14 protein-coding genes are annotated in these 18,493 nt (G+C 66.6%); all 14 read left to right on the forward strand.

Annotation, left to right across the window (positions count from 1 at the left end; genetic code table 11):
• Positions 1 to 202 precede the first annotated feature (202 nt).
• The 14 genes from J0I99_RS12580 (at position 203) to J0I99_RS12645 (ending at position 18,113) form a co-directional block, all read left to right on the forward strand.
• Positions 203 to 1,363, forward strand: a complete 1,161-nt coding sequence (locus J0I99_RS12580) for an FtsW/RodA/SpoVE family cell cycle protein (protein WP_291397984.1) — start codon at positions 203 to 205, stop codon at positions 1,361 to 1,363.
• Positions 1,360 to 2,460 (forward strand): undecaprenyldiphospho-muramoylpentapeptide beta-N-acetylglucosaminyltransferase, encoded by a 1,101-nt coding sequence (gene murG, locus J0I99_RS12585; RefSeq protein WP_291397986.1) that lies wholly within the window; start codon positions 1,360 to 1,362, stop codon positions 2,458 to 2,460. The genes J0I99_RS12580 and murG overlap by 4 nt, the downstream gene beginning before the upstream one ends.
• Positions 2,457 to 3,881, forward strand: a complete 1,425-nt coding sequence (gene murC, locus J0I99_RS12590) for a UDP-N-acetylmuramate--L-alanine ligase (protein WP_291390347.1) — start codon at positions 2,457 to 2,459, stop codon at positions 3,879 to 3,881. Before murG ends, murC begins: the two co-directional genes overlap by 4 nt.
• Positions 3,878 to 4,867, forward strand: coding sequence for a UDP-N-acetylmuramate dehydrogenase (gene murB / locus J0I99_RS12595; RefSeq protein ID WP_291397989.1), 990 nt, complete (start codon positions 3,878 to 3,880; stop codon positions 4,865 to 4,867). The genes murC and murB overlap by 4 nt, the downstream gene beginning before the upstream one ends.
• Entirely contained in the window at positions 4,864 to 5,787 is a 924-nt protein-coding gene (locus J0I99_RS12600) for a D-alanine--D-alanine ligase (protein ID WP_291398007.1), read from the forward strand. Before murB ends, J0I99_RS12600 begins: the two co-directional genes overlap by 4 nt.
• On the forward strand, positions 5,775 to 6,734 hold the full coding sequence (locus J0I99_RS12605) for an FtsQ-type POTRA domain-containing protein (protein ID WP_291397990.1): 960 nt from the start codon (positions 5,775 to 5,777) through the stop codon (positions 6,732 to 6,734). Before J0I99_RS12600 ends, J0I99_RS12605 begins: the two co-directional genes overlap by 13 nt.
• A gap of 4 nt (positions 6,735 to 6,738) precedes the next feature.
• A complete protein-coding gene (gene ftsA / locus J0I99_RS12610; RefSeq protein WP_291390350.1) occupies positions 6,739 to 8,052 on the forward strand; it encodes a cell division protein FtsA in 1,314 nt (437 codons plus the stop codon).
• A gap of 74 nt (positions 8,053 to 8,126) precedes the next feature.
• Positions 8,127 to 8,684, forward strand: coding sequence for a sugar O-acetyltransferase (locus tag J0I99_RS12615; RefSeq protein ID WP_291397991.1), 558 nt, complete (start codon positions 8,127 to 8,129; stop codon positions 8,682 to 8,684).
• Between the two features lie 357 nt (positions 8,685 to 9,041).
• Positions 9,042 to 10,697, forward strand: coding sequence for a cell division protein FtsZ (gene ftsZ / locus J0I99_RS12620; protein WP_291397993.1), 1,656 nt, complete (start codon positions 9,042 to 9,044; stop codon positions 10,695 to 10,697).
• Positions 10,698 to 10,804: 107 nt separating this feature from the next.
• Positions 10,805 to 11,761, forward strand: coding sequence for a UDP-3-O-acyl-N-acetylglucosamine deacetylase (lpxC, locus tag J0I99_RS12625; RefSeq protein ID WP_291397995.1), 957 nt, complete (start codon positions 10,805 to 10,807; stop codon positions 11,759 to 11,761).
• 79 nt (positions 11,762 to 11,840) lie between these two features.
• On the forward strand, positions 11,841 to 12,680 hold the full coding sequence (locus J0I99_RS12630) for an outer membrane protein assembly factor BamD (RefSeq protein ID WP_291394243.1): 840 nt from the start codon (positions 11,841 to 11,843) through the stop codon (positions 12,678 to 12,680).
• A 285-nt stretch (positions 12,681 to 12,965) separates the two neighbouring features.
• A complete protein-coding gene (gene recN, locus J0I99_RS12635) occupies positions 12,966 to 14,636 on the forward strand; it encodes a DNA repair protein RecN (RefSeq protein ID WP_291394244.1) in 1,671 nt (556 codons plus the stop codon).
• Between the two features lie 2 nt (positions 14,637 to 14,638).
• Positions 14,639 to 16,849, forward strand: coding sequence for an NAD-dependent DNA ligase LigA (gene ligA / locus J0I99_RS12640; RefSeq protein ID WP_291398009.1), 2,211 nt, complete (start codon positions 14,639 to 14,641; stop codon positions 16,847 to 16,849).
• 22 nt (positions 16,850 to 16,871) lie between these two features.
• Positions 16,872 to 18,113, forward strand: a complete 1,242-nt coding sequence (locus J0I99_RS12645) for a hypothetical protein (protein ID WP_291389497.1) — start codon at positions 16,872 to 16,874, stop codon at positions 18,111 to 18,113.
• Positions 18,114 to 18,493: the final 380 nt, after the last annotated feature.

An 18,493-nucleotide genomic window follows, 5' to 3' on the forward strand; every position in this document is an offset into this window, starting at 1 on the left:
CATCCATCCGACAGTGCGGGCTGCGCGTTGGATCCCAGCTTTCGCTGGGATGACAACTGTGGGTTGGTCGACAGAATCTGCCTTCCCCTTCGGGATTCGCAAAACGCGAAATCCGTTCCGACATTGGTAACCAACCGCGCCGTACAATTTGCCTCAAGTTGTGCGTACGGGAGGCTGTCCGGTTCAGGGCGGCGTCGATTTCATGTTTTCACGCGAGCGCAAGACCCCCATTGCCGAGTGGTGGTGGACGATCGACAAATCCCTTCTCGCAGCCCTCATCCTGCTGATGCTGGTCGGTGTGCTGCTGAGCTTTGCGGCGAGCCCGCCGGTGGCCGAGCGCCTCGGCCTGGGGCCGTGGCACTTCATCGTCCGCCAGGCGATGTTCGCGGCCCTGGCCCTGCCGGTGATGCTGGCGGCCTCGTTCCTCGGCCATCGGCCGGCGCGCTTCGCGGCGTTGGGCGTGCTGGTGGTGTCCATCGTGCTGTTGTGGCTGACGCTCAGGTTCGGCGTCGAGGTCAAGGGCGCCAAGCGCTGGGTCTCGATCGCCGGCAACACGGTCCAGCCCTCGGAGTTCGTGAAACCGGCCTTTGCCGCCATCGGCGCCTGGCTGTTCGCTGAGAGCATGAAGCGCCCGGGCGTGCCGGCCCGCATCATGGCCACCGGCATCATGCTGACCATCGTTGCGGGCCTGCTGCTGCAGCCCGATATCGGGCAGACGGCACTCGTACTCGCCACCTGGGGGGCGCTGTTGTTCCTCTCCGGAATCTCCTGGCTGGTGATCTTTGCGCTTGGCGGCGTGGCGGTCGGCCTGCTGTTCGGCGCCTACATGTTCTTCCCGCACTTCGCCAAGCGCATCGACAGCTTCGTCAATCCCGAGGGCGGCAATACCTACCAGGTCGACAAGGCGCTGGGCTCGCTCCTCGAAGGCGGCTGGTTCGGGCGCGGTCCGGGTGAATCGATCGCCAACAAGGTGATCCCCGATGCCCATGCCGACTACGTGTTCTCGGCCGCCGCCGGCGAGTTCGGCATCCTGTTCTGCCTCGTGCTCGTCGGGCTCATCGCCTTCATCGTGATCAAGGCGCTGATCGGCGCGCAGCAGCAGTCGAGCCTGTTCGCCCGCCTTGCTGCGTCGACCCTGGCGATCCAGTTCGGGTTGCAGTGCGCGATCAATCTTGCCGTGAACCTCAGCCTCATTCCGCCCAAGGGCATGACGCTGCCGTTCGTGTCCTACGGCGGCACCTCGATGTTCGCCATCGCCTTCGGCATGGGGCTGATGCTGGCCTTCACCCGCAAGAAGCCGGAGGAGCGCCTCGCGACCGGGCTTCCCGTCTATCGCAGCGGGGTGCTATCCCCCGCCGAATGAGCAGATTCGTTCTGATGGCGGGCGGTACGGGAGGCCATCTCTTCCCGGCTATGGCGCTGGCGCAGGAGTTGCGGCGGCGCGGGCACGATATCCAGTTGATGACGGATCACAGGGTGGCGTCGTACGGTGGCGATTTTCCGGCCAGCGCGACCCATATCGTTCCCTCGGCGACGCCGTCGGTGGGCCATCCGGTCAAGTTCGTGCTGGCGGGCATCAAGATCGTCTGGGGCATAGGCGTCGCCTACATCAAGCTGGGCCGCATCAAGCCGGACGCGGTGATCGGCTTCGGTGGCTATCCGGTCTATCCACCCTTCGTGGCCGCGAGCCTACGCGGCATCCCGGGCGTGCTGCATGAACAGAACGCCGTGATGGGGCGCGCCAACCGGGCGCTGGCCAAGATGGCCAAGGTCATCGGGCTGAGCTTTGCCAGGACGCTGAAGGCCGAAGCCTTCGCCGACAAGAGCGTCGTGGTCGGCAATCCGTTGCGCGATCGGGTCCGGGTCGCTGCCCGGCAGTCCTATCCGGCGATCGAGCCAAATGGGCCCATCCGCATCCTCGTGTTCGGCGGTAGCCAGGGCGCCCGCGTGTTCGCCGACCTCGTGCCGCCGGTGATCGCCGAGCTGCCGGTGGAACTGCGTTCGCGCCTGCGTCTGTCGCAGCAGTGCCGGCCCGAGGACCTCGACCGCGTCGCCGAGACCTACCGGCAGGCCAAGGTCAACGTCGAGCTGGCGCCCTTCTTCGACGACCTGCCGGAGCGGATGGCCACCTCGCACCTCGTCATTTCGCGCTCGGGCGCCTCGACCGTCACCGAACTCACGGCCATCGGCCGGCCCGCCATCCTCGTGCCGCTGCCGGGGGCTATTGATGCCGACCAGAAGAACAATGCGCTGGTGATGGAGGCCGCCGGCGGCGGCTGGATCGCCGACCAGGCCACGCTTACGCCCCAATCGCTTGCCACTCGCTTGACCTCACTTCTGAGTGATCCGGCGGCGCTGGCCCGGGCGGCCGATGCCGCCAGATCGCTCGGACAGCCGGATGCTGTCGTCAAACTCGCGGACGTTGCGGAACGTCTCGCCCAGAAGGGACAACTCGCATGAAGATGCCGCGCAATATCGGTCCGGTGCATTTCGTCGGCATCGGCGGCATCGGCATGAGCGGCATCGCCGAAATCCTGCACAACCAGGGCTACAAGGTCCGGGGCTCGGACAGCGCCGAAAACCCGAACGTGCAGCGCCTGCGTGCCATGGGCATCGAGGTGGCGATCGGCCAGTCGGCCGATAACCTCAAGGACGCCGCTGTCGTGGTGATCTCGTCGGCGATCAAGAAGGGCAATCCGGAACTGGCCGCGGCCCGAGCGCGCGGCCTGCCGGTGGTGCGGCGAGCCGAAATGCTGGCCGAGATCATGCGCTTCAAGAACGCCATCGCCATCGGCGGGACGCACGGCAAGACAACGACCACGACGCTGGTCGCGACGTTGCTCGACGCGGCGAACTACGATCCCACCGTCATCAACGGCGGCATCATCAACGCCTATGGCACCAACGCCCGCCTCGGCGACGGCGAATGGATGGTGGTGGAGGCCGACGAGTCCGACGGCACGTTCGTCAAGCTGCCGGCCGACGTCGCCATCGTCACCAATGTCGATCCCGAGCATCTCGACTACTACGGTGACTTCGAGCGGGTGAAGCAGGCCTTCATCAACTTCGTCGAGAATGTCCCCTTCTACGGCTTTGCCGTGATGTGCCTAGATCACCCCGAAGTCCAGGCGCTGGTTGGCCAGATCCGCGATCGCCGCGTCATCACCTATGGCCGCAACCCGCAGGCCGACGTGCGGCTCGTCGATCTCGAGAACATCGACGGGGTGCAGCATTTCTCGGTCGAGATCCGCGATCGCATCCGCATGACCCACCTTCGGATCGAGGGCCTCGAGCTGCCGATGCCGGGCGAGCACAATGCGCTCAATGCCACGGCAGCCATCGCCGTCGCCGACCAGCTGAAGGTCCCGGCCGAGGCGATCCGCAAGGGCCTCAAGTCGTTCTCGGGCGTGAAGCGGCGCTTCACCCGGACGGGTACCGTCGGCGGTATCACCGTCATCGACGACTACGGCCACCACCCCGTGGAGATCGCCGCCGTTCTGAAGGCCGCGCGCCAGTCGACGCGCCGCGACGTGATCGCGGTGGTCCAGCCGCACCGCTATTCCCGCGTGCACGACCTGTTCAATGAGTTTGCCACCTGCTTCAACGATGCCGACACGGTCATCGTCGCTCCGATCTACGCCGCCGGCGAGACCCCGATCGATGGCGTGACGCACGAGGAGTTGGTTGCCCGCATCCGCGCTCGCGGCCATCGCGACGCGCGTGTCGTCGATCGCTCCGAGGCGCTGGCGCCGCTGCTTGCGAGCCGCGCTGCCGAGGGTGACTATGTCGTCTGCCTCGGTGCCGGCAACATCACGCAGTGGGCGGCGGCGCTGCCGGGCGAACTGGGCGCGCTGCTGGGCCAGGAGGTCGAATTGCCATGAACGTTCATGTTCCCCAGTGGCCCGACCTGATCCCGAGCCTGCCATGGATCTACGAGATCCGCGGGCAGGTGGTCCCGAACCAGCCGCTCGCCGAGATGACGACGCTGCGGGTAGGGGGACCGGCGCAGCTGTTCTTCCGCCCGGCCGACGAGGACGACCTGGCGTTCTTCCTCAAGAACCTGCCCGAGCACATCCGCGTGACCGTCATCGGGCTCGGCTCGAACCTCCTGATCCGCGACGGCGGCCTCGATGGCGTCGTGATCCGCCTGCCGGCCAAGGGGTTTGGCAATATCGAAATCCTCGACGGCCATCGGGTCCGCGCCGGCGCCGCCGTGCCGGATGTCAAGGTCGCGACCGCCTCCGCGGAGGCTGGCATCGATGGGCTGTGGTTCTATCGCGGCATACCCGGCGGCATCGGCGGGGCGCTGTACATGAACGCCGGCTGCTATGGCACCGAGACGCGCAACCGCATGGTCGAGCTGCGGGCCGTGACCCGGCAGGGCGAGATCGTCACGCTCACCAACGCCGACATGGCCTACCTCTACCGCAAGTCGAACGGGCCGCGCGGGGCGGTGTTCGTCTCGGGCACCTACCAGGGTTTCCCGGGGGACTCCGAAAAGATCCTCACCGAGATGCGGACGGTCACCGAGCGGCGCGAAAGCTCGCAGCCGACGCGCGCCAGGACGGCCGGCTCGACCTTCAAGAACCCCGAGGGCCATTCGAGCTGGAAGCTGATCGACGAGGCCGGCGGTCGCGGCTTCACCTTCGGCCGGGCCCAGATGAGCGAGATGCACTCGAACTTCCTCATCAACACGGGCGAAGCCGACGCGTTCGAGGTCGAGACCGTGGGGGAGACGATCCGCCAGAAGGTGCGCGACCGGCACGGCATCGAGCTCAAGTGGGAAGTCCGCCGCATGGGCCACTTCGTGCCCGGCCGCGAAGTCAAGGAATTCACGGACGGCGCGCCGTTCACGGGAGCCGTCTGATGAGCAAGCATGTCGCCGTCCTGATGGGCGGGGTGGCCAATGAGCGGCCAGTCTCGCTGAAGTCCGGCGCCGAATGCGCGCGGGCGCTGCGCAATGCCGGCTACACGGTGACCGAGGTCGATGTCGGCTACGACATCGCCGAGAAGCTGCGCGAGCTGAAGCCGGACGTCGCGTTCAACGCGCTGCACGGCCCGTTCGGCGAGGACGGGACGATCCAGGGCGTGCTCGAGTTCCTGCGCATCCCCTACACCCATTCGGGCGTGCTGGCGTCGGCGCTGGCGATGAACAAGCACCAGGCCAAGATCATGTTCAAGGCCGCCGGGATCCCGGTCACCGACCACACCATTGCCAACCGCGCCGAGGTGGCGCGTGCTCACATGATGCCGCCGCCCTATGTGGTCAAGCCGATCTCCGATGGCTCGAGCTTCGGCGTCTTCATCGTCAAGGGCGACCAGTCGCACCCGCCGCAGGAACTGCTGCGCGAGGACTGGAACTCGGGCGAGGACGTGATGGTCGAGCGCTACATCCCGGGCCGCGAACTGACCTGCGCCGTGATGGGCGACGTGGCGCTCGGCGTGACCGAGATCGTCACCGATCTCAACTTCTACAATTACGAGGCGAAATACGCCGTGGGCGGATCACGTCACGTCATCCCGGCGGAAATTCAACCGAATATTTACGACAAAGTGCAGAAGATGGCGCTCAAGGCGCATGCTGCGCTTGGGTGCCGGGGCGTGACGCGGAGCGACTTCCGCTACAACGACCAGGCAGGGCCGGACGGTGAACTCGTCTGCCTCGAAATCAACACCCAGCCGGGCATGACCGAAACGTCACTGGTTCCCGAGCAGGCCCGCCATGCAGGTCACAGCTTCGAGGAGCTGGTTTCCTGGATGGTGGAGGATGCGAGTTGCAACAGGTAGGGGCCAAGAGTTTCGCCAACGCCCAGCCTGTCGATCCGCGCCAGTTCCCCGTCGTCATCCCGCGCAGTCGCACCGCCATCGTCCGCGCGACGCACATGTGGGTGTTGCACAAGCGCCTGATCCAGCGCATCGCCGGCGCGATCCTGGCCGTGCTGCTCCTCGCCGGGGTGTACCAGAGCAGGGACGTGCTCGGATCGGTCGCGGCCACCGCCTACCGCTTCGTCCAGGGCGAGTTCGCCGAGGTCGGCTTCGGCATCGATTCGATCGAGATCACCGGCCAGACGCTGACCGACGACAACGACATCATCACGCTGCTTACGCTGGGGGCGGGGAACTCGACCCTCACCTTCGACGCGCAGAAGGCGCAGGCGCGGCTCGAGTGGCTGCGCGCCGTGAAGTCGGCGACCGTGCGCAAGGTCTATCCCGACAGGGTCATCGTCTCGATCGTCGAGAAAGTGCCGGTGGCGCGCTGGCGCGTCGGCGACACGACGTGGCTGATCGACGAGGCCGGCAAGAAGATCGGCACCGACATCGCCTCCTACACCGACCTGCCGCTGGTGATTGGGGAGGGCGCGGCCGACGACGCCGTGGTGATGGTGCGCATCCTCGACCGCCACGAGGCGCTCAAGAACGACCTCGCGGCGTTGAGCCGGATCGGCGACCGGCGCTGGGACCTCATCTATCGCAACGGCCTGCGCGTGCAACTTCCCGAAAGCGGCGTGGCGCAGGCGCTGGACCGGCTGGAAATGTACGAGAAAGACTACGCGCTGCTCGATCGCGACGTCACGTTGATCGACCTGCGTGTGCCGGGCATCGTCACCCTGAAGCCCGGCGAGATCGCGGCGCAGCAGCTTGCCGACGCCAAGAAGAAGACCAAGCATCAGGCCAAGGGTTCGTCCGAGTACGAGACCCCAGCCGAGAAAAAAGCCGAAGCCGGGGCGCAGTAAGACCATGATGACCGATGCCATGACCGCGCGGCTGAAGCCGGTGCAGCCGGGCCGCACCTCGCTGGTGACGGTGCTCGATATCGGCTCGACCAAGATCTGCTGCGTCATCGCGCGCCTGGTGCCGCGCCCGGAGGGCAAGTCGCTCAAGGGCCGGACGCACAATGTCGAAGTCATTGGCTTCGGCTACGGCCCATCTTCCGGCATCAAGTCGGGCGTCATTACCGATCTCGACAAGGCCGAGCAGGCCGTGCGCACCGTGGTCGGCATCGCCGAGCGCGCGGCCGGGCTGACGGTCGAGTCGGTCATCGTCAACGTGACGGCGGGCCGGCTGGGGTCGGAGACCTTCTCGGCCGGCGTGAACCTGGGCGGCCAGGAGGTCGAGCGCGCCGACATCCAGCGCGTGCTGCGCGCCGTCAACGAACGTTCGGTGCGTCCGGAACGCTCGATCATCCACGCGCTGCCGATCGGCTACTCGCTCGACGGGCAGAAGGGGATCAAGGATCCCAAGAACATGGTGGGCGAAAAGCTCTCCATCGACGTGGCGGTGGTCTCGGCCGAGACGCTCGCCATGCGCAACATCGAACTGGTGCTGCACCGCTGCCACCTGCAGATCGAAGCACTGATGGCGACACCCTATGCCTCGGGCCTGTCGACCCTGGTCGACGACGAGAGCGCGCTCGGCGTCGCCTGCATCGACTTCGGCGGCGCGACGACGACGGTTTCGGTGTTTGCCGACGGGCACCTCGTCTATGCCGACGCCATTGCCATCGGCGGGCACCACCTGACGCTGGACATCGCCCGCTCGCTGTCGGTCGGCATCGCAGATGCCGAGCGGCTCAAGACCATGTACGGCTCGGTGCTGCCCGGCCAGGCCGACGAGCGCGACATGATTCCGATCACCCCGGTGGGCGCCACGCGCGACGAGGCGCCGGGCCAGATCCCCCGCTCCCACATCACCCGCATCATCCGCCCACGGGTCGAGGAAGTGCTGACCGCAATCAAGGACCGCATGCAGGCCACCGGCATGATGGATGTCTGCGGTCGCCGCTTCGTGCTCACCGGCGGTGCCAGCGAGCTCACGGGCCTGCCCGAAGTCGCCCGCCGCGTGCTCGCCCGCAACGTGCGCAACGGTCGTCCGCTCGGCATCTCGGGTCTTCCCGACATCGCCAAGGGCCCCGCCTTCGCCACCGTCGCCGGCATGCTGATCTATCCGCAGGTCTGCGCCGGAGAGTATGTCGAGCCGCATCGCTCCGTCCGGCTCACCGGCACCGACGGCTACTTCGCCCGCGTCGGCAACTGGCTTCGCACCAGCTTCTAGCCGGAAGTACGCCTTCGCCGATACGGTCTGCGCGCTAGGCTGCGACTCACGCTGCACCAGCCCGGGGACAAGCGATGGCACCTGCCGATCGACAGCAGTTCATTGCCCGCCGCACACCGGAATCGGCCGCCATGACTGCCGAGGTCAGGCGGGCGCACGCGATCACCGCGCGGATCAACCGCCTGGGCTACGACGACGCCGAAGAGGTAAGGGCGCTGGTCAGCGAGCTCCTGGGCAGGACGGTCGATGACAGCTTCTTCGTCCTGCCGCCGTTCTTTGCCACCGGAGGCAGCCACACGACGATCGGCCGCAATGTCTTCGTCAACCAGAACTGCACGTTCTACGACCTGGGCGGGCTCACGATCGGCGACGACGTGATGATCGGACCCAACGTGAGTCTCATCACCTCAGGCCATCCCATCGCCCCGTCGGAGCGCCGCAGCGGCGTCACCGCCAGCCCCATCGTCATCGAGCGCAACGTCTGGATTGCAGCCGGCGTCACCGTCATCGGCGGCGTCACGGTCGGGGAGAACGCCGTCATCGCTGCGGGATCGGTGGTGACGCGGGACGTGCCGCCGAACAGTCTCGTGGGCGGCAATCCGGCGAGGGTGATCCGCACGATCGAGGACTAGGGCATTTCACCGACGATCTGCCCCCACCCACCGGCTGCCATCCCCGGCGAAGGCCGTGATCCAACTCGGCTGGCGCGGGCTGGTGCTTGGGTCCTTGCTTCCGTTGGGATGACAGCTGACGAGAGGGGAGGGTCCACGGGTCACCTCAACTGGGAAACGGACGAGCGCCGAGCGAGTCGCGGGGCAGGGGGGAGGATGGTGAAAACAGCCCCTCATCCTCATGCTTAACGTAACGTAACCAAGCCTTTACCTGCGCTTGCAAATTGCCATCACGTTAACGGTTTCAGCCGTATTGTTAGGGTCTGGTTAACGAATTGGCGACTAATACTGGTCCCACACGCCACTCATGGGGCCATCATGACCATCAACCTCACCATCCCGGACATTCAGGAATTGAAGCCGCGCATCACCGTGTTCGGGGTGGGCGGGGCGGGCGGCAACGCGGTCAACAACATGATCGCCTCCGGCCTTTCCGGGGTGGATTTCGTCTGCGCCAACACCGACGCGCAGGCGCTGGCGCTGTCGAGTGCGCAGCGAATCATCCAGCTCGGTGTCTCCGTCACCGAAGGGCTCGGCGCCGGCTCGCATCCTGAAGTCGGCCGGGCGGCGGCCGAAGAGAGCTACGACGAAATCAACGATCACCTGTCGGGCGCCCACATGGTGTTCATCACCGCCGGCATGGGCGGCGGCACCGGTACCGGTGCGGCGCCGGTCGTGGCCCGCGCGGCGCGCGAGCAGGGCATCCTGACCGTCGGCGTGGTGACCAAGCCGTTCCAGTTCGAGGGTAGCCGTCGCTCGCGTCTCGCCGAGGACGGCATCGACGAACTGCACCGGCATGTCGATACCCTGATCGTCATTCCCAACCAGAACCTGTTCCGCGTCGCGAACGAGAAGACCACCTTCGCGGACGCCTTCAAGATGGCGGACCAGGTGCTCTATTCGGGCGTTGCCTGCATCACCGACCTGATGGTCAAGGAAGGCTTGATCAACCTCGACTTCGCCGACGTGCGCGCCGTGATGCGCGGCATGGGCAAGGCGATGATGGGGACCGGCGAGGCGTCCGGCGATGATCGTGCCCGTCACGCGGCGGAGGCGGCGATCGCCAACCCGCTGCTCGACGATGTATCGATGCAGGGGGCGCGCGGCCTTCTGATCTCGATCACCGGCGGTCCGGACCTCACGCTGTACGAAGTCGACGAGGCGGCGAGCCGCATCCGCGAGGAAGTCGACTCGGATGCCAACATCATCCTGGGCGCGACCTTTGATCCTGACATGACCGGCACGATCCGCGTCTCGGTCGTTGCGACCGGCACGGACGCGACGATGGTGCAGGCGCTCGAGCCGATGAAGGCCAATCCGTCCCGCACTCCGTTGCAGGCCACCGTGTTGCGCCAGGCTGCCGCCGAGCGTCAGTCGCCTGCGCTCCAGCATGAGCCGGAGCAGGAGCCCGAGCTGGAAGTCCACATGCAGGAGGCGGTTGCCGAGGCGATCTCGCATCCCGAGCCTATCTACCGGGACTACCAGGAAGACGACGGCGTGACCGTCGAGCCCTATGTCCCGCACGCGACTCACACCCATCTCGAAGATGCTCCCCGGCTGATCGAGACGCCGATTCCGAGCGCCTACGTGCCCTCCAGCGCCGAGCGCCCCGAGGGCCAGCGCCGGATGCCGCGGACCGAGGAGTTCCCGGCTGTTGCAAGGCAGTCACTCACGAGCCAAGAAAAGCAGGATCCGGAGCCGCGCAATGCGCGCGCCCTGTTCAAGCGCCTCGCGTCCAATGTCGGCCTAAACCTAAAGTCGAATGAGCCCGCGCGGGCCGAGCCGGCGGTCGAGCCGAATGCCGACGACGCCGCGGCGCGCAGTGCCATCGAGGCCGGAGGCGCCCGGAATTCGAGGGTTTCCAGCCCGACGGAAGGTGCGCGCGGTGCTGCCGACCAGTACGGACGCGCTCAGGCGCAGCCGGCTCAGAAAGAGCACATCGAGATCCCCGCATTCCTGCGCAAGCACGGCTGATTGTTGCGGGGAATACCCCGATTTCGAGCACCCGGCGCGGCTTCCGCGCCGGGATTTTATTGTCTATGACTGCACCGGGCGGCTGACGGGGCTGGAGTCTACATAGCATGCAAAAACTTTCGGCGCGGCAGCGGACTTTGGCAAATGCGCTCGAATTCAGCGGGTTCGGTGTTCACTCAGGGGCCCCTGTCACGCTCACCCTCGAGCCTGCTGCGCCCGATAGCGGCTACACGATCACTCGCCTGCTGGACGACGGCCGGCGCGTAGGCCCGGTTCCGGTGCATTTCTCGCGCGTGACGCGCACCACCCTGTGCACGACGCTCGACCTGGGCGACTCGGTTTCGGTGGCTACGGTGGAGCACGTGATCTCCGCGCTTTCCGGGATGGGCGTCGACAATGCCCACCTGGTGCTGACCGGCGCCGAGTGCCCCATTCTCGACGGCAGCGCCTCGCCCTTCGTCGAGGGCATCCAGTCCGTTGGGCTGATCGTCCAGCCGGCGCCCCGTCGCTACATCAAGATCATGCGCCAGGTGCTGGTGCGCAACAACGAGGCCTCGGCGGCGCTCGAGCCGTACAACGGCCGGATGCTCGACCTCGAGATCGATTTCGACAGCCGCGTGATCGGCCGGCAGCGGATGATCTTCGACTGGACCCCACGCAAGTATTACGAGGACGTCTCGCGCGCCCGCACTTTCGGCTTCGTGCGGGATGCCAAGATTCTGCGCCAGGCGGGCTACGCGCTCGGCTCCTCGATGGAGAATTCGATCACGGTCCACGAGGATCGAATCCTCAATCCCGACGGCCTGCGCTACGAGGACGAGTTCGTCCGCCACAAGCTGCTCGATGCCGTCGGCGACCTGGCCCTTTGTGGCCTGCCGATCTACGGTCGCTTCCGCTCCTACAAGGGCGGGCACGCACTCAACGCGCTCGTGCTGCACGGGCTGTTTGCCAGCGAGGCCAACTACGAAATCGTGACGGCAGACCAGTTGCCGGCCGCGTTCGATGCGCTCGATGACGTGCCCAGCGGTCTCAATGTTCAGTCTTATCTGCGGTCTGTCGGCTAAGTCGCGCCACAGTTTTGATCTTATTTATCAGTAGTCCGCCTGCCGGTTTCTGATGGGCGATTAAGGGATGGGGCAGGTCGTGACGATCTCTCAGCATGCAGGTGTTTCGGTCCGGTTGGCGCGCTTCGCTGCGCTGGGCGCTTTGGTCGTGCTGCTCGCGGGCTGCAACCTGTTCGGACAGCCCAAGCTGAAGGAAGAGGCCATCATTCCGCCCGAAACCCTGTACCAGCAGGCGCTCGGCGAAATGGACAGTCAGCGCTACGTCACGGCCGTCGGCACGCTCCAGAAGCTCGAGCGCCAGCATCCGTTCTCGGAGTTCAACGAGAAGGCGAAGCTGATGGAGACGTACGCCAACTATCGCATCGGCAAGTTCGACGAGGCGATCCTCGCCGCCGACCGCTACCTGGCGCTCTATCCGTCGTCCAAGGAAGTGCCGTACGTCATGTACCTCAAGGGCAATTCCTATTTCGGCCAGATCAAGGACATCACGCGCGACCAGCAGATCTCCAGGGACGCGATCGATACCTACAGCCTGATCATCTCCAACTATCCCAAGAGCGACTATGCCAAGGACGCCAAGGACAAGCTGACGATTGCCGTCGACCAGCTCGCTGGCAAGGAGATGTCGGTCGGCCGCTACTACCTGGGCAACGGCAACTATCCGGCGGCGATCAACCGCTTCACCGTGGTTGCCACGCAGTTCCAGACCTCGACGCATATCGAGGAGGCGCTGTACCGCCTCACCGAGGCCAACCTGGCCCTGGGCCTGGTGTCGGAGGCGCAGACGGCAGCGGCGGTGCTTGGCCACAACTACCCGCAGTCGAACTGGTACAAGCAGGCGTTCGACCTGCTGGCCAAGCAGGGCGTCAGCCCGCAGGTCAATCCCTCCAGCAGCCTGGCGCAGCTCAAGCAGGGCTGATCACGACTGGGGTTGAGAGAGGCTCGACCGCGCCGCGTCACCAGCTGTCATCCCAGCGAAAGCTGGGATCCAGCTCACGGCTGGCGCGGACGGAGACGTGGATCCCTGCCTTCGCAGGGATGACACCGGTGAGGGACGGGGCGACCTGCCTCACATGCTGCGACTCCTGTTGAACGAGAACGCACCGGGCAACAAATCCGTTGCCTGTTTGTTCTTGTGTGGTAGGTTCTGCGCGCGAGATTGTTTCGGCCCTTTCGGCCGGTCGACACGAGGGGCCACTCCCGAATGCTCAACGCGCTTTCGGTCCGCAACATCGTCCTTATCGATCAGCTCGACCTCGTCCTCGAAGAGGGCCTGACGGCCCTGACCGGCGAGACGGGGGCGGGCAAGTCCATCCTGCTCGATGCGCTGACGCTGGCGCTCGGCGGGCGCGGCGATGCTTCGCTGGTGCGTTCGGGCGCCGACAGCGGGCAGGTGGTCGCCGTGCTGCAGCTGCCGCGCAACCACCCGGCGCGCGAGGCGCTGCGCGAGAACGCCATCGCCGACGACGAGGACATCATCCTGCGCCGGGTGCAGTTCTCCGATGGCCGCACCCGCGCCTTCATCAACGACCAGCCGGTGTCGGCCGGCCTGCTGCAGGCGGTGGGGCGGCTGATCGTCGAGATCCATGGCCAGCACGACGATCGGGCCCTGGTCGACGTGGCGACGCACCGTGCCGCCCTCGATGCCTTCGGCGGGCACGAGTCGCTCGCCGGCGCGGTCTGGAGCACGCATGAGGCGCTGGTCGAGGCCAATGCCGCCGTCGAGGGGCAGCGCGCCATCATCGCCGAGGCGCAGGCGCGGGAGGACTATGCCCGGCACGTGGTCGAGGAACTGGGCGACCTGCATCTCGAACCCGGCGAGGAGGAGGTGCTTGCCGAGCGTCGGCAGCGGCTGATGACGCTCGAGAAGGCCGCCGAGGAAGTGCGCGATGCCGACGAAATCCTCAACGGCCCGATGGCGCCCGGGCCGGTGCTCGCCGGACTGATGCGGCGGCTGATGCGCAAGGCGGATGCCGGCGCGGCGGTATTCCAGCCGATCGTCGAGGCGCTCGATACAGCGCTCGTCTCGCTCGATGCCACCTCCGATGCGCTCGAAGGCCTGAAGCGCGACATGGCGTTCGATCCGGCCGACCTCGAGAAGGTCGAGGAGCGGCTGTTCGCCTTGCGCGCCGCCGCCCGCAAGCACCAGACCACGGTCGATGGTCTCGGCGATATTCTCGCCAGGTATCGCAATGATCTCGACATGCTGCAGAGCGGCGAGGAATCGCTGAAGGCGCTCGAAGCCGCCGCGATCGCTGCCCGCAGTGCTTACTCTGCTGCCGCCGCCGCGCTCAGCAAGGCGCGCGAGAAGGCCGCCGCGGCGCTCGAGAAGGCCGTCGGGGCCGAGTTGCCCGACCTCAAGCTCGGGGCGGCCAGGTTCATTGTCGACCGGCAGGTGGACGAGAGCCGCATCGCGGCCTCCGGCTACGACCAGGTTGCCTTCCACGTACAGACCAATCCGGGCACGCAGGCCGGCCCGATCCTCAAGGTGGCCTCGGGCGGCGAGCTCAGCCGCTTCATGCTCGCCCTGAAGGTGGTGCTGGCCGATCGCGGCTCGGCCCCGGTGCTGATCTTCGACGAAATCGACACCGGCGTCGGCGGCGCGGTCGCCGATGCCATCGGCCGCCGCCTCGCGCGGCTCGCCGGCAAGGTGCAGGTGCTCACCGTCACCCACGCGCCGCAGGTGGCGGCGCGGGCCCAGAGCCACCTGCTGATCGAGAAGCAGGCGATCGAGGAAGGGGCGTTCGTGCGCACCCATGTCCGGCGCCTCGACGGCAAGGCGCGCCAGGAGGAGGTGGCGCGCATGCTGGCCGGCGCCAAGGTCACCGACGAGGCGCGGGCGGCCGCCGGAAGGCTGATTTCGGAGGTATCGTGACCATCGACGAGCGTGACATCGAGGACTATTCCGAGGCCGAGGCCAGGGCGGAGATCGACCGGCTGCACGCGGCGCTGAGCCGTGCCGACCGGGCCTATTTCGAACAGGACGCGCCCGAGATCACCGATGCCGAGTACGACGCGATGAAGCGTCGCTACCAGACACTCGAGATCGCCTTTCCCGAGCTGAAGCGCCCCGACAGCCTGTCCGGCAAGGTCGCGGGCGCGCCGGTCGAGGGCTTCAGCAAGGTGCGCCATGCCGTGCCGATGCTGAGCCTCGCCAAGGCCTATACCGATGAGGATGTCGTTGACTTCATCGAGCGCGCCCGCCGTTTCTTCGAGCGCGACAAGGATCTGAAGCTCGCCTTCACCGCCGAGCCAAAGATCGACGGGCTGTCGGCGTCGCTGCGCTACGAGAACGGCGTGTTCGTGCAGGGGGCGACACGCGGCGACGGGGCGGTGGGCGAGGACATCACCGCCAACCTCAGGACGATCACGGACATTCCGCACAAGCTCGCCGGCGCCGGCTGGCCGGCGACCATCGAGATTCGCGGCGAGGTCTACATGACCATGGCCGAGTTCGAGGCGCTGAAGGCGCGCTCGGCCGCCGTCGGCGGGCAGGAATATGTCAACCCGCGCAACACGGCGGCCGGATCGCTGCGCCAGAAGGACCCCTCGATCACCGCCAGCCGCAACCTGAAATTCTTTGCCTATGCGTGGGGCTACACCAGCGCGGACCCGGCGCCGACCCAGTTCGAGGCGGTCCACAGATTCGGCGACTGGGGCTTCAAGATCAGCCCCTACATGGTGCGCGCCACTTCGGTCGACGAACTGATCGCGCAGTACAGGAAGATCGAGGAACTGCGTTCCTCGCTGGGCTATGACATCGACGGCGTGGTCTACAAGCTCGACGACCTCGAGTTGCAGCGGCGCTGGGGCTTTTCGAGCGGCGAGCCGCGCTGGGCCGTGGCGCACAAGTTCCCGGCCGAGCAGGCGACGACGACCGTCCGTGCCATCGATATCCAGGTGGGTCGCACCGGCACGCTGGCGCCCGTAGCGCGGCTCGCACCGGTCGGCGTCGGCGGAGTGGTGGTGGAGAACGTCACGCTCCACAACGAGGACTATATCGCCGGCATCGACAGCAACGGGCTGCCCATCCGCGGCGACGAGCCGATCGACATCCGCGTCGGGGACACCGTGGTGATCCAGCGGGCCGGGGACGTGATCCCGCAGATCGTGCGGGTGGTGCTCGAGAAGCGCCCGGCCGACGCGGTGCCCTACGTGTTTCCGCATACCTGCCCGGTCTGCGGCTCGCCGGCGACGCGCGAGCTCAACGAGAAGACCGGCAAGGAGGATTCGCGCCGGCGCTGCACGGGCGAGCTGATCTGCCCGGCGCAGGCAGTCGAGCAGCTCAAGCACTTTGCCTCGCGCGGCGCCATGGACATCGAGGGGCTGGGCACCGAGAACGTCGAGCTCCTGTTCAACTCCGGCCTCGTCAGGACGGCGGCAGACATCTTCACCCTCAAGCACCGCCGCGCCGAGGTGCAGGCGGCCTTCGCCGCCCGACGCGAGGAGCAGTCCCGTCAGCGCGACGCGGCGGCCGGCAAGGTGCGAACGGCCACGCGCTCGGTTGCCGAGCGCAGCTTCGAGGGGCTCGACAAGCTGTTCGCCGCGATCGACGGGCGGCGCGAGCCGGAGCTCGACCGCTTCATCTTCGCGCTCGGCATCCGCCATATCGGCGAGACCACGGCGGCGGTTCTGGCCAAGACGTTCTCGACCATTGCAGCGTTGCGCGACAAGGGGCTCGAGGCGGCGGCGGCTGGCGGCAACCTCCACGAGGTCTTTCCGTCGGTCAACGGCATCGGCGACACGGTGTGGGAGGCGCTGCGCGATTTCTTCGGCAACGAGCGGAACGTCGTCGCCCTCGACAGCCTGCTCGCCCAGGTAACGCCGAAGGAGTACGTCGTCACCGTCTCGGCCACCAGCGAGGTGGCCGGCAAGACGGTGGTGTTCACCGGTACGCTCGAGAAGCTGACGCGCGGCGAGGCGAAGGCCATGGCCGAGCGGCTCGGCGCCAAGGTCGCCGGCTCAGTGAGCAAGAACACCGACATCGTCGTGGCGGGGCCCGGGGCCGGCAGCAAACTCAAGCAGGCCCAGGAACTTGGAATTATGGTACTGGATGAAGACCAGTGGCTGGAGATGGCCGCGAAATAGTCCACCCGCGCCGGAGGTGCCCATGCTTAGACTGGTGACGGCAATCGTGGCTGCGGGCCTCAGTCTGCCAGTCTTGGCGGGGGAGGGTGGCGATATCGCGCTGCGCCATCTCTATGCCGGTACTGCCCCAGCCGGAATCGCCGAACTCGGTGATCGCCCGGATGCCGAGTCGCGTTTCGGCAAGGGGCTGCTGCAGTTCGCCCAGGCGGTGCAGAACCTCGGCCAGGCCCTCTACCGGCACGGCTACGACCTGACGGACCGGGTGCGCGGTCCGATGTTGATCCGCATCCCGATCAATCCCGCGCCCGAGCCGATCGACTACGAGAAGCTCCGAGCCGTCCTTGCGTCCCTGGTCAGCGACCTGGATGTGGCGCAGGCGACCCTGCTCCAGGCGGGAGTGGCCGGCAACTATGTGATCCCGGTCGACGTGCTGAAGGTCGCCATCGACATCGACGGCAACGGTGTGGCCGGGGAGGGCGAGAATATCGGCGCCATCATCGGTCCGTCGCTGGGTGTCACGTCGGTACCGGCAGGCTCCGCGCCGGCGGCTGGCGAGCCTGCAGCAGTGGTGCTTGGGCTTGATCGCGCCGATGCGATCTGGATGGCGGGTTACGCCAACATCGTTGCAGCGGAAGCCGAATTCCTGCTCGCGCACGACTTCAGCCCGCTGCTCGAGACGCTGCTGCCGCGGCTGTTTCCAAAAGCTGGCCTGGCGACGGATGTCCTTACCGAGCCGACGCGACCGCGCGGCCGGTACGACTACCTCAATCCTAACGAACTCGGCCTCATCGCCGATCTCATCGCGGCCATCCACACCATGGATTGGCCGGTCGTCGACAGGGCCCGGCTCAAGTCGGTGCAGGCGCGGCTGAAGGTGGTCACCGGATTGTCGCGCCGGAACTGGCAAGCCATTCTCGCCGAGACCGACAATGATCACGAACTGCTCCCCGGGCCGAAGCAGAGCAGCGTGCTGGGCGGACCCGGCATCACCGACGAGCAGGTCAAGGCCTGGCTCGCCTCGCTCGACATCGTCGACCAGATGCTCGATGGCAAGCTGCTGCTGCCACACTGGCGCTTCGCCCGCGGCATCGATCTCAACGCCTATTTCAGCGAGGCGACGCATACCGATCCCATCATGCTGCTGACCGGGCACGATGCGTTGCCGTTCCTGAAGGATGGGCCGGTGATGAACGACGAGACCTTCGCCGCCGCCAACCGTGCCTTCGGCTGGCAGTGGCTCGGCTACGCCTTCTGGTTCAACTAGCGCGCCACCAGGGTCTTTGGTCCGCATTTCGCCGGAGGGCGGAACCGTCCAGAGTCGGCGCGCGAGCGAATGACCACCATCGTTCGTGCGGACGGGTGCCCCAGGCAGCGGGGTGCCCGTCCCACCCCCCTCAAACAAAATAATCCCCCTCACCTCAACCCGTGCGATTCTCCCGCTCGTCCGCTGCACCGAAGCGAGATCATGACGAGTGGTTGGTGCGGGGGAGATTGGGTGGGGTGGCAGTCGTGCTGCCCCAGGCTCAAAGCACGCGCGGCATGGTCCGGTTCGCCGGATGAGCCGCTGTCAACGCGGGGCAGCGCCATGCCGGTGCTGCCAAGGACTGGAAGCTGCCGGGCATGGGCAGCGGAGCTACGGGTTCG

Source organism: Devosia sp. (assembly GCF_017307495.1).
Taxonomy (GTDB): Bacteria; Pseudomonadota; Alphaproteobacteria; order Rhizobiales; family Devosiaceae; genus Devosia_A.

What these genes read in the sequence shown, in the direction of transcription:
- murC (WP_291390347.1), top strand. Translation starts at nt 2,457, where the DNA reads ATGAAGATGCCGCGCAATATCGGTCCGGTGCATTTCGTCGGCATCGGC.
- J0I99_RS12615 (WP_291397991.1), top strand. Translation starts at nt 8,127, where the DNA reads ATGGCACCTGCCGATCGACAGCAGTTCATTGCCCGCCGCACACCGGAA.
- murB (WP_291397989.1), top strand. Translation starts at nt 3,878, where the DNA reads ATGAACGTTCATGTTCCCCAGTGGCCCGACCTGATCCCGAGCCTGCCA.
- murG (WP_291397986.1), top strand. Translation starts at nt 1,360, where the DNA reads ATGAGCAGATTCGTTCTGATGGCGGGCGGTACGGGAGGCCATCTCTTC.
- J0I99_RS12645 (WP_291389497.1), top strand. Translation starts at nt 16,872, where the DNA reads ATGCTTAGACTGGTGACGGCAATCGTGGCTGCGGGCCTCAGTCTGCCA.
- recN (WP_291394244.1), top strand. Translation starts at nt 12,966, where the DNA reads ATGCTCAACGCGCTTTCGGTCCGCAACATCGTCCTTATCGATCAGCTC.
- ftsA (WP_291390350.1), top strand. Translation starts at nt 6,739, where the DNA reads ATGATGACCGATGCCATGACCGCGCGGCTGAAGCCGGTGCAGCCGGGC.
- J0I99_RS12580 (WP_291397984.1), top strand. Translation starts at nt 203, where the DNA reads ATGTTTTCACGCGAGCGCAAGACCCCCATTGCCGAGTGGTGGTGGACG.
- lpxC (WP_291397995.1), top strand. Translation starts at nt 10,805, where the DNA reads ATGCAAAAACTTTCGGCGCGGCAGCGGACTTTGGCAAATGCGCTCGAA.
- ftsZ (WP_291397993.1), top strand. Translation starts at nt 9,042, where the DNA reads ATGACCATCAACCTCACCATCCCGGACATTCAGGAATTGAAGCCGCGC.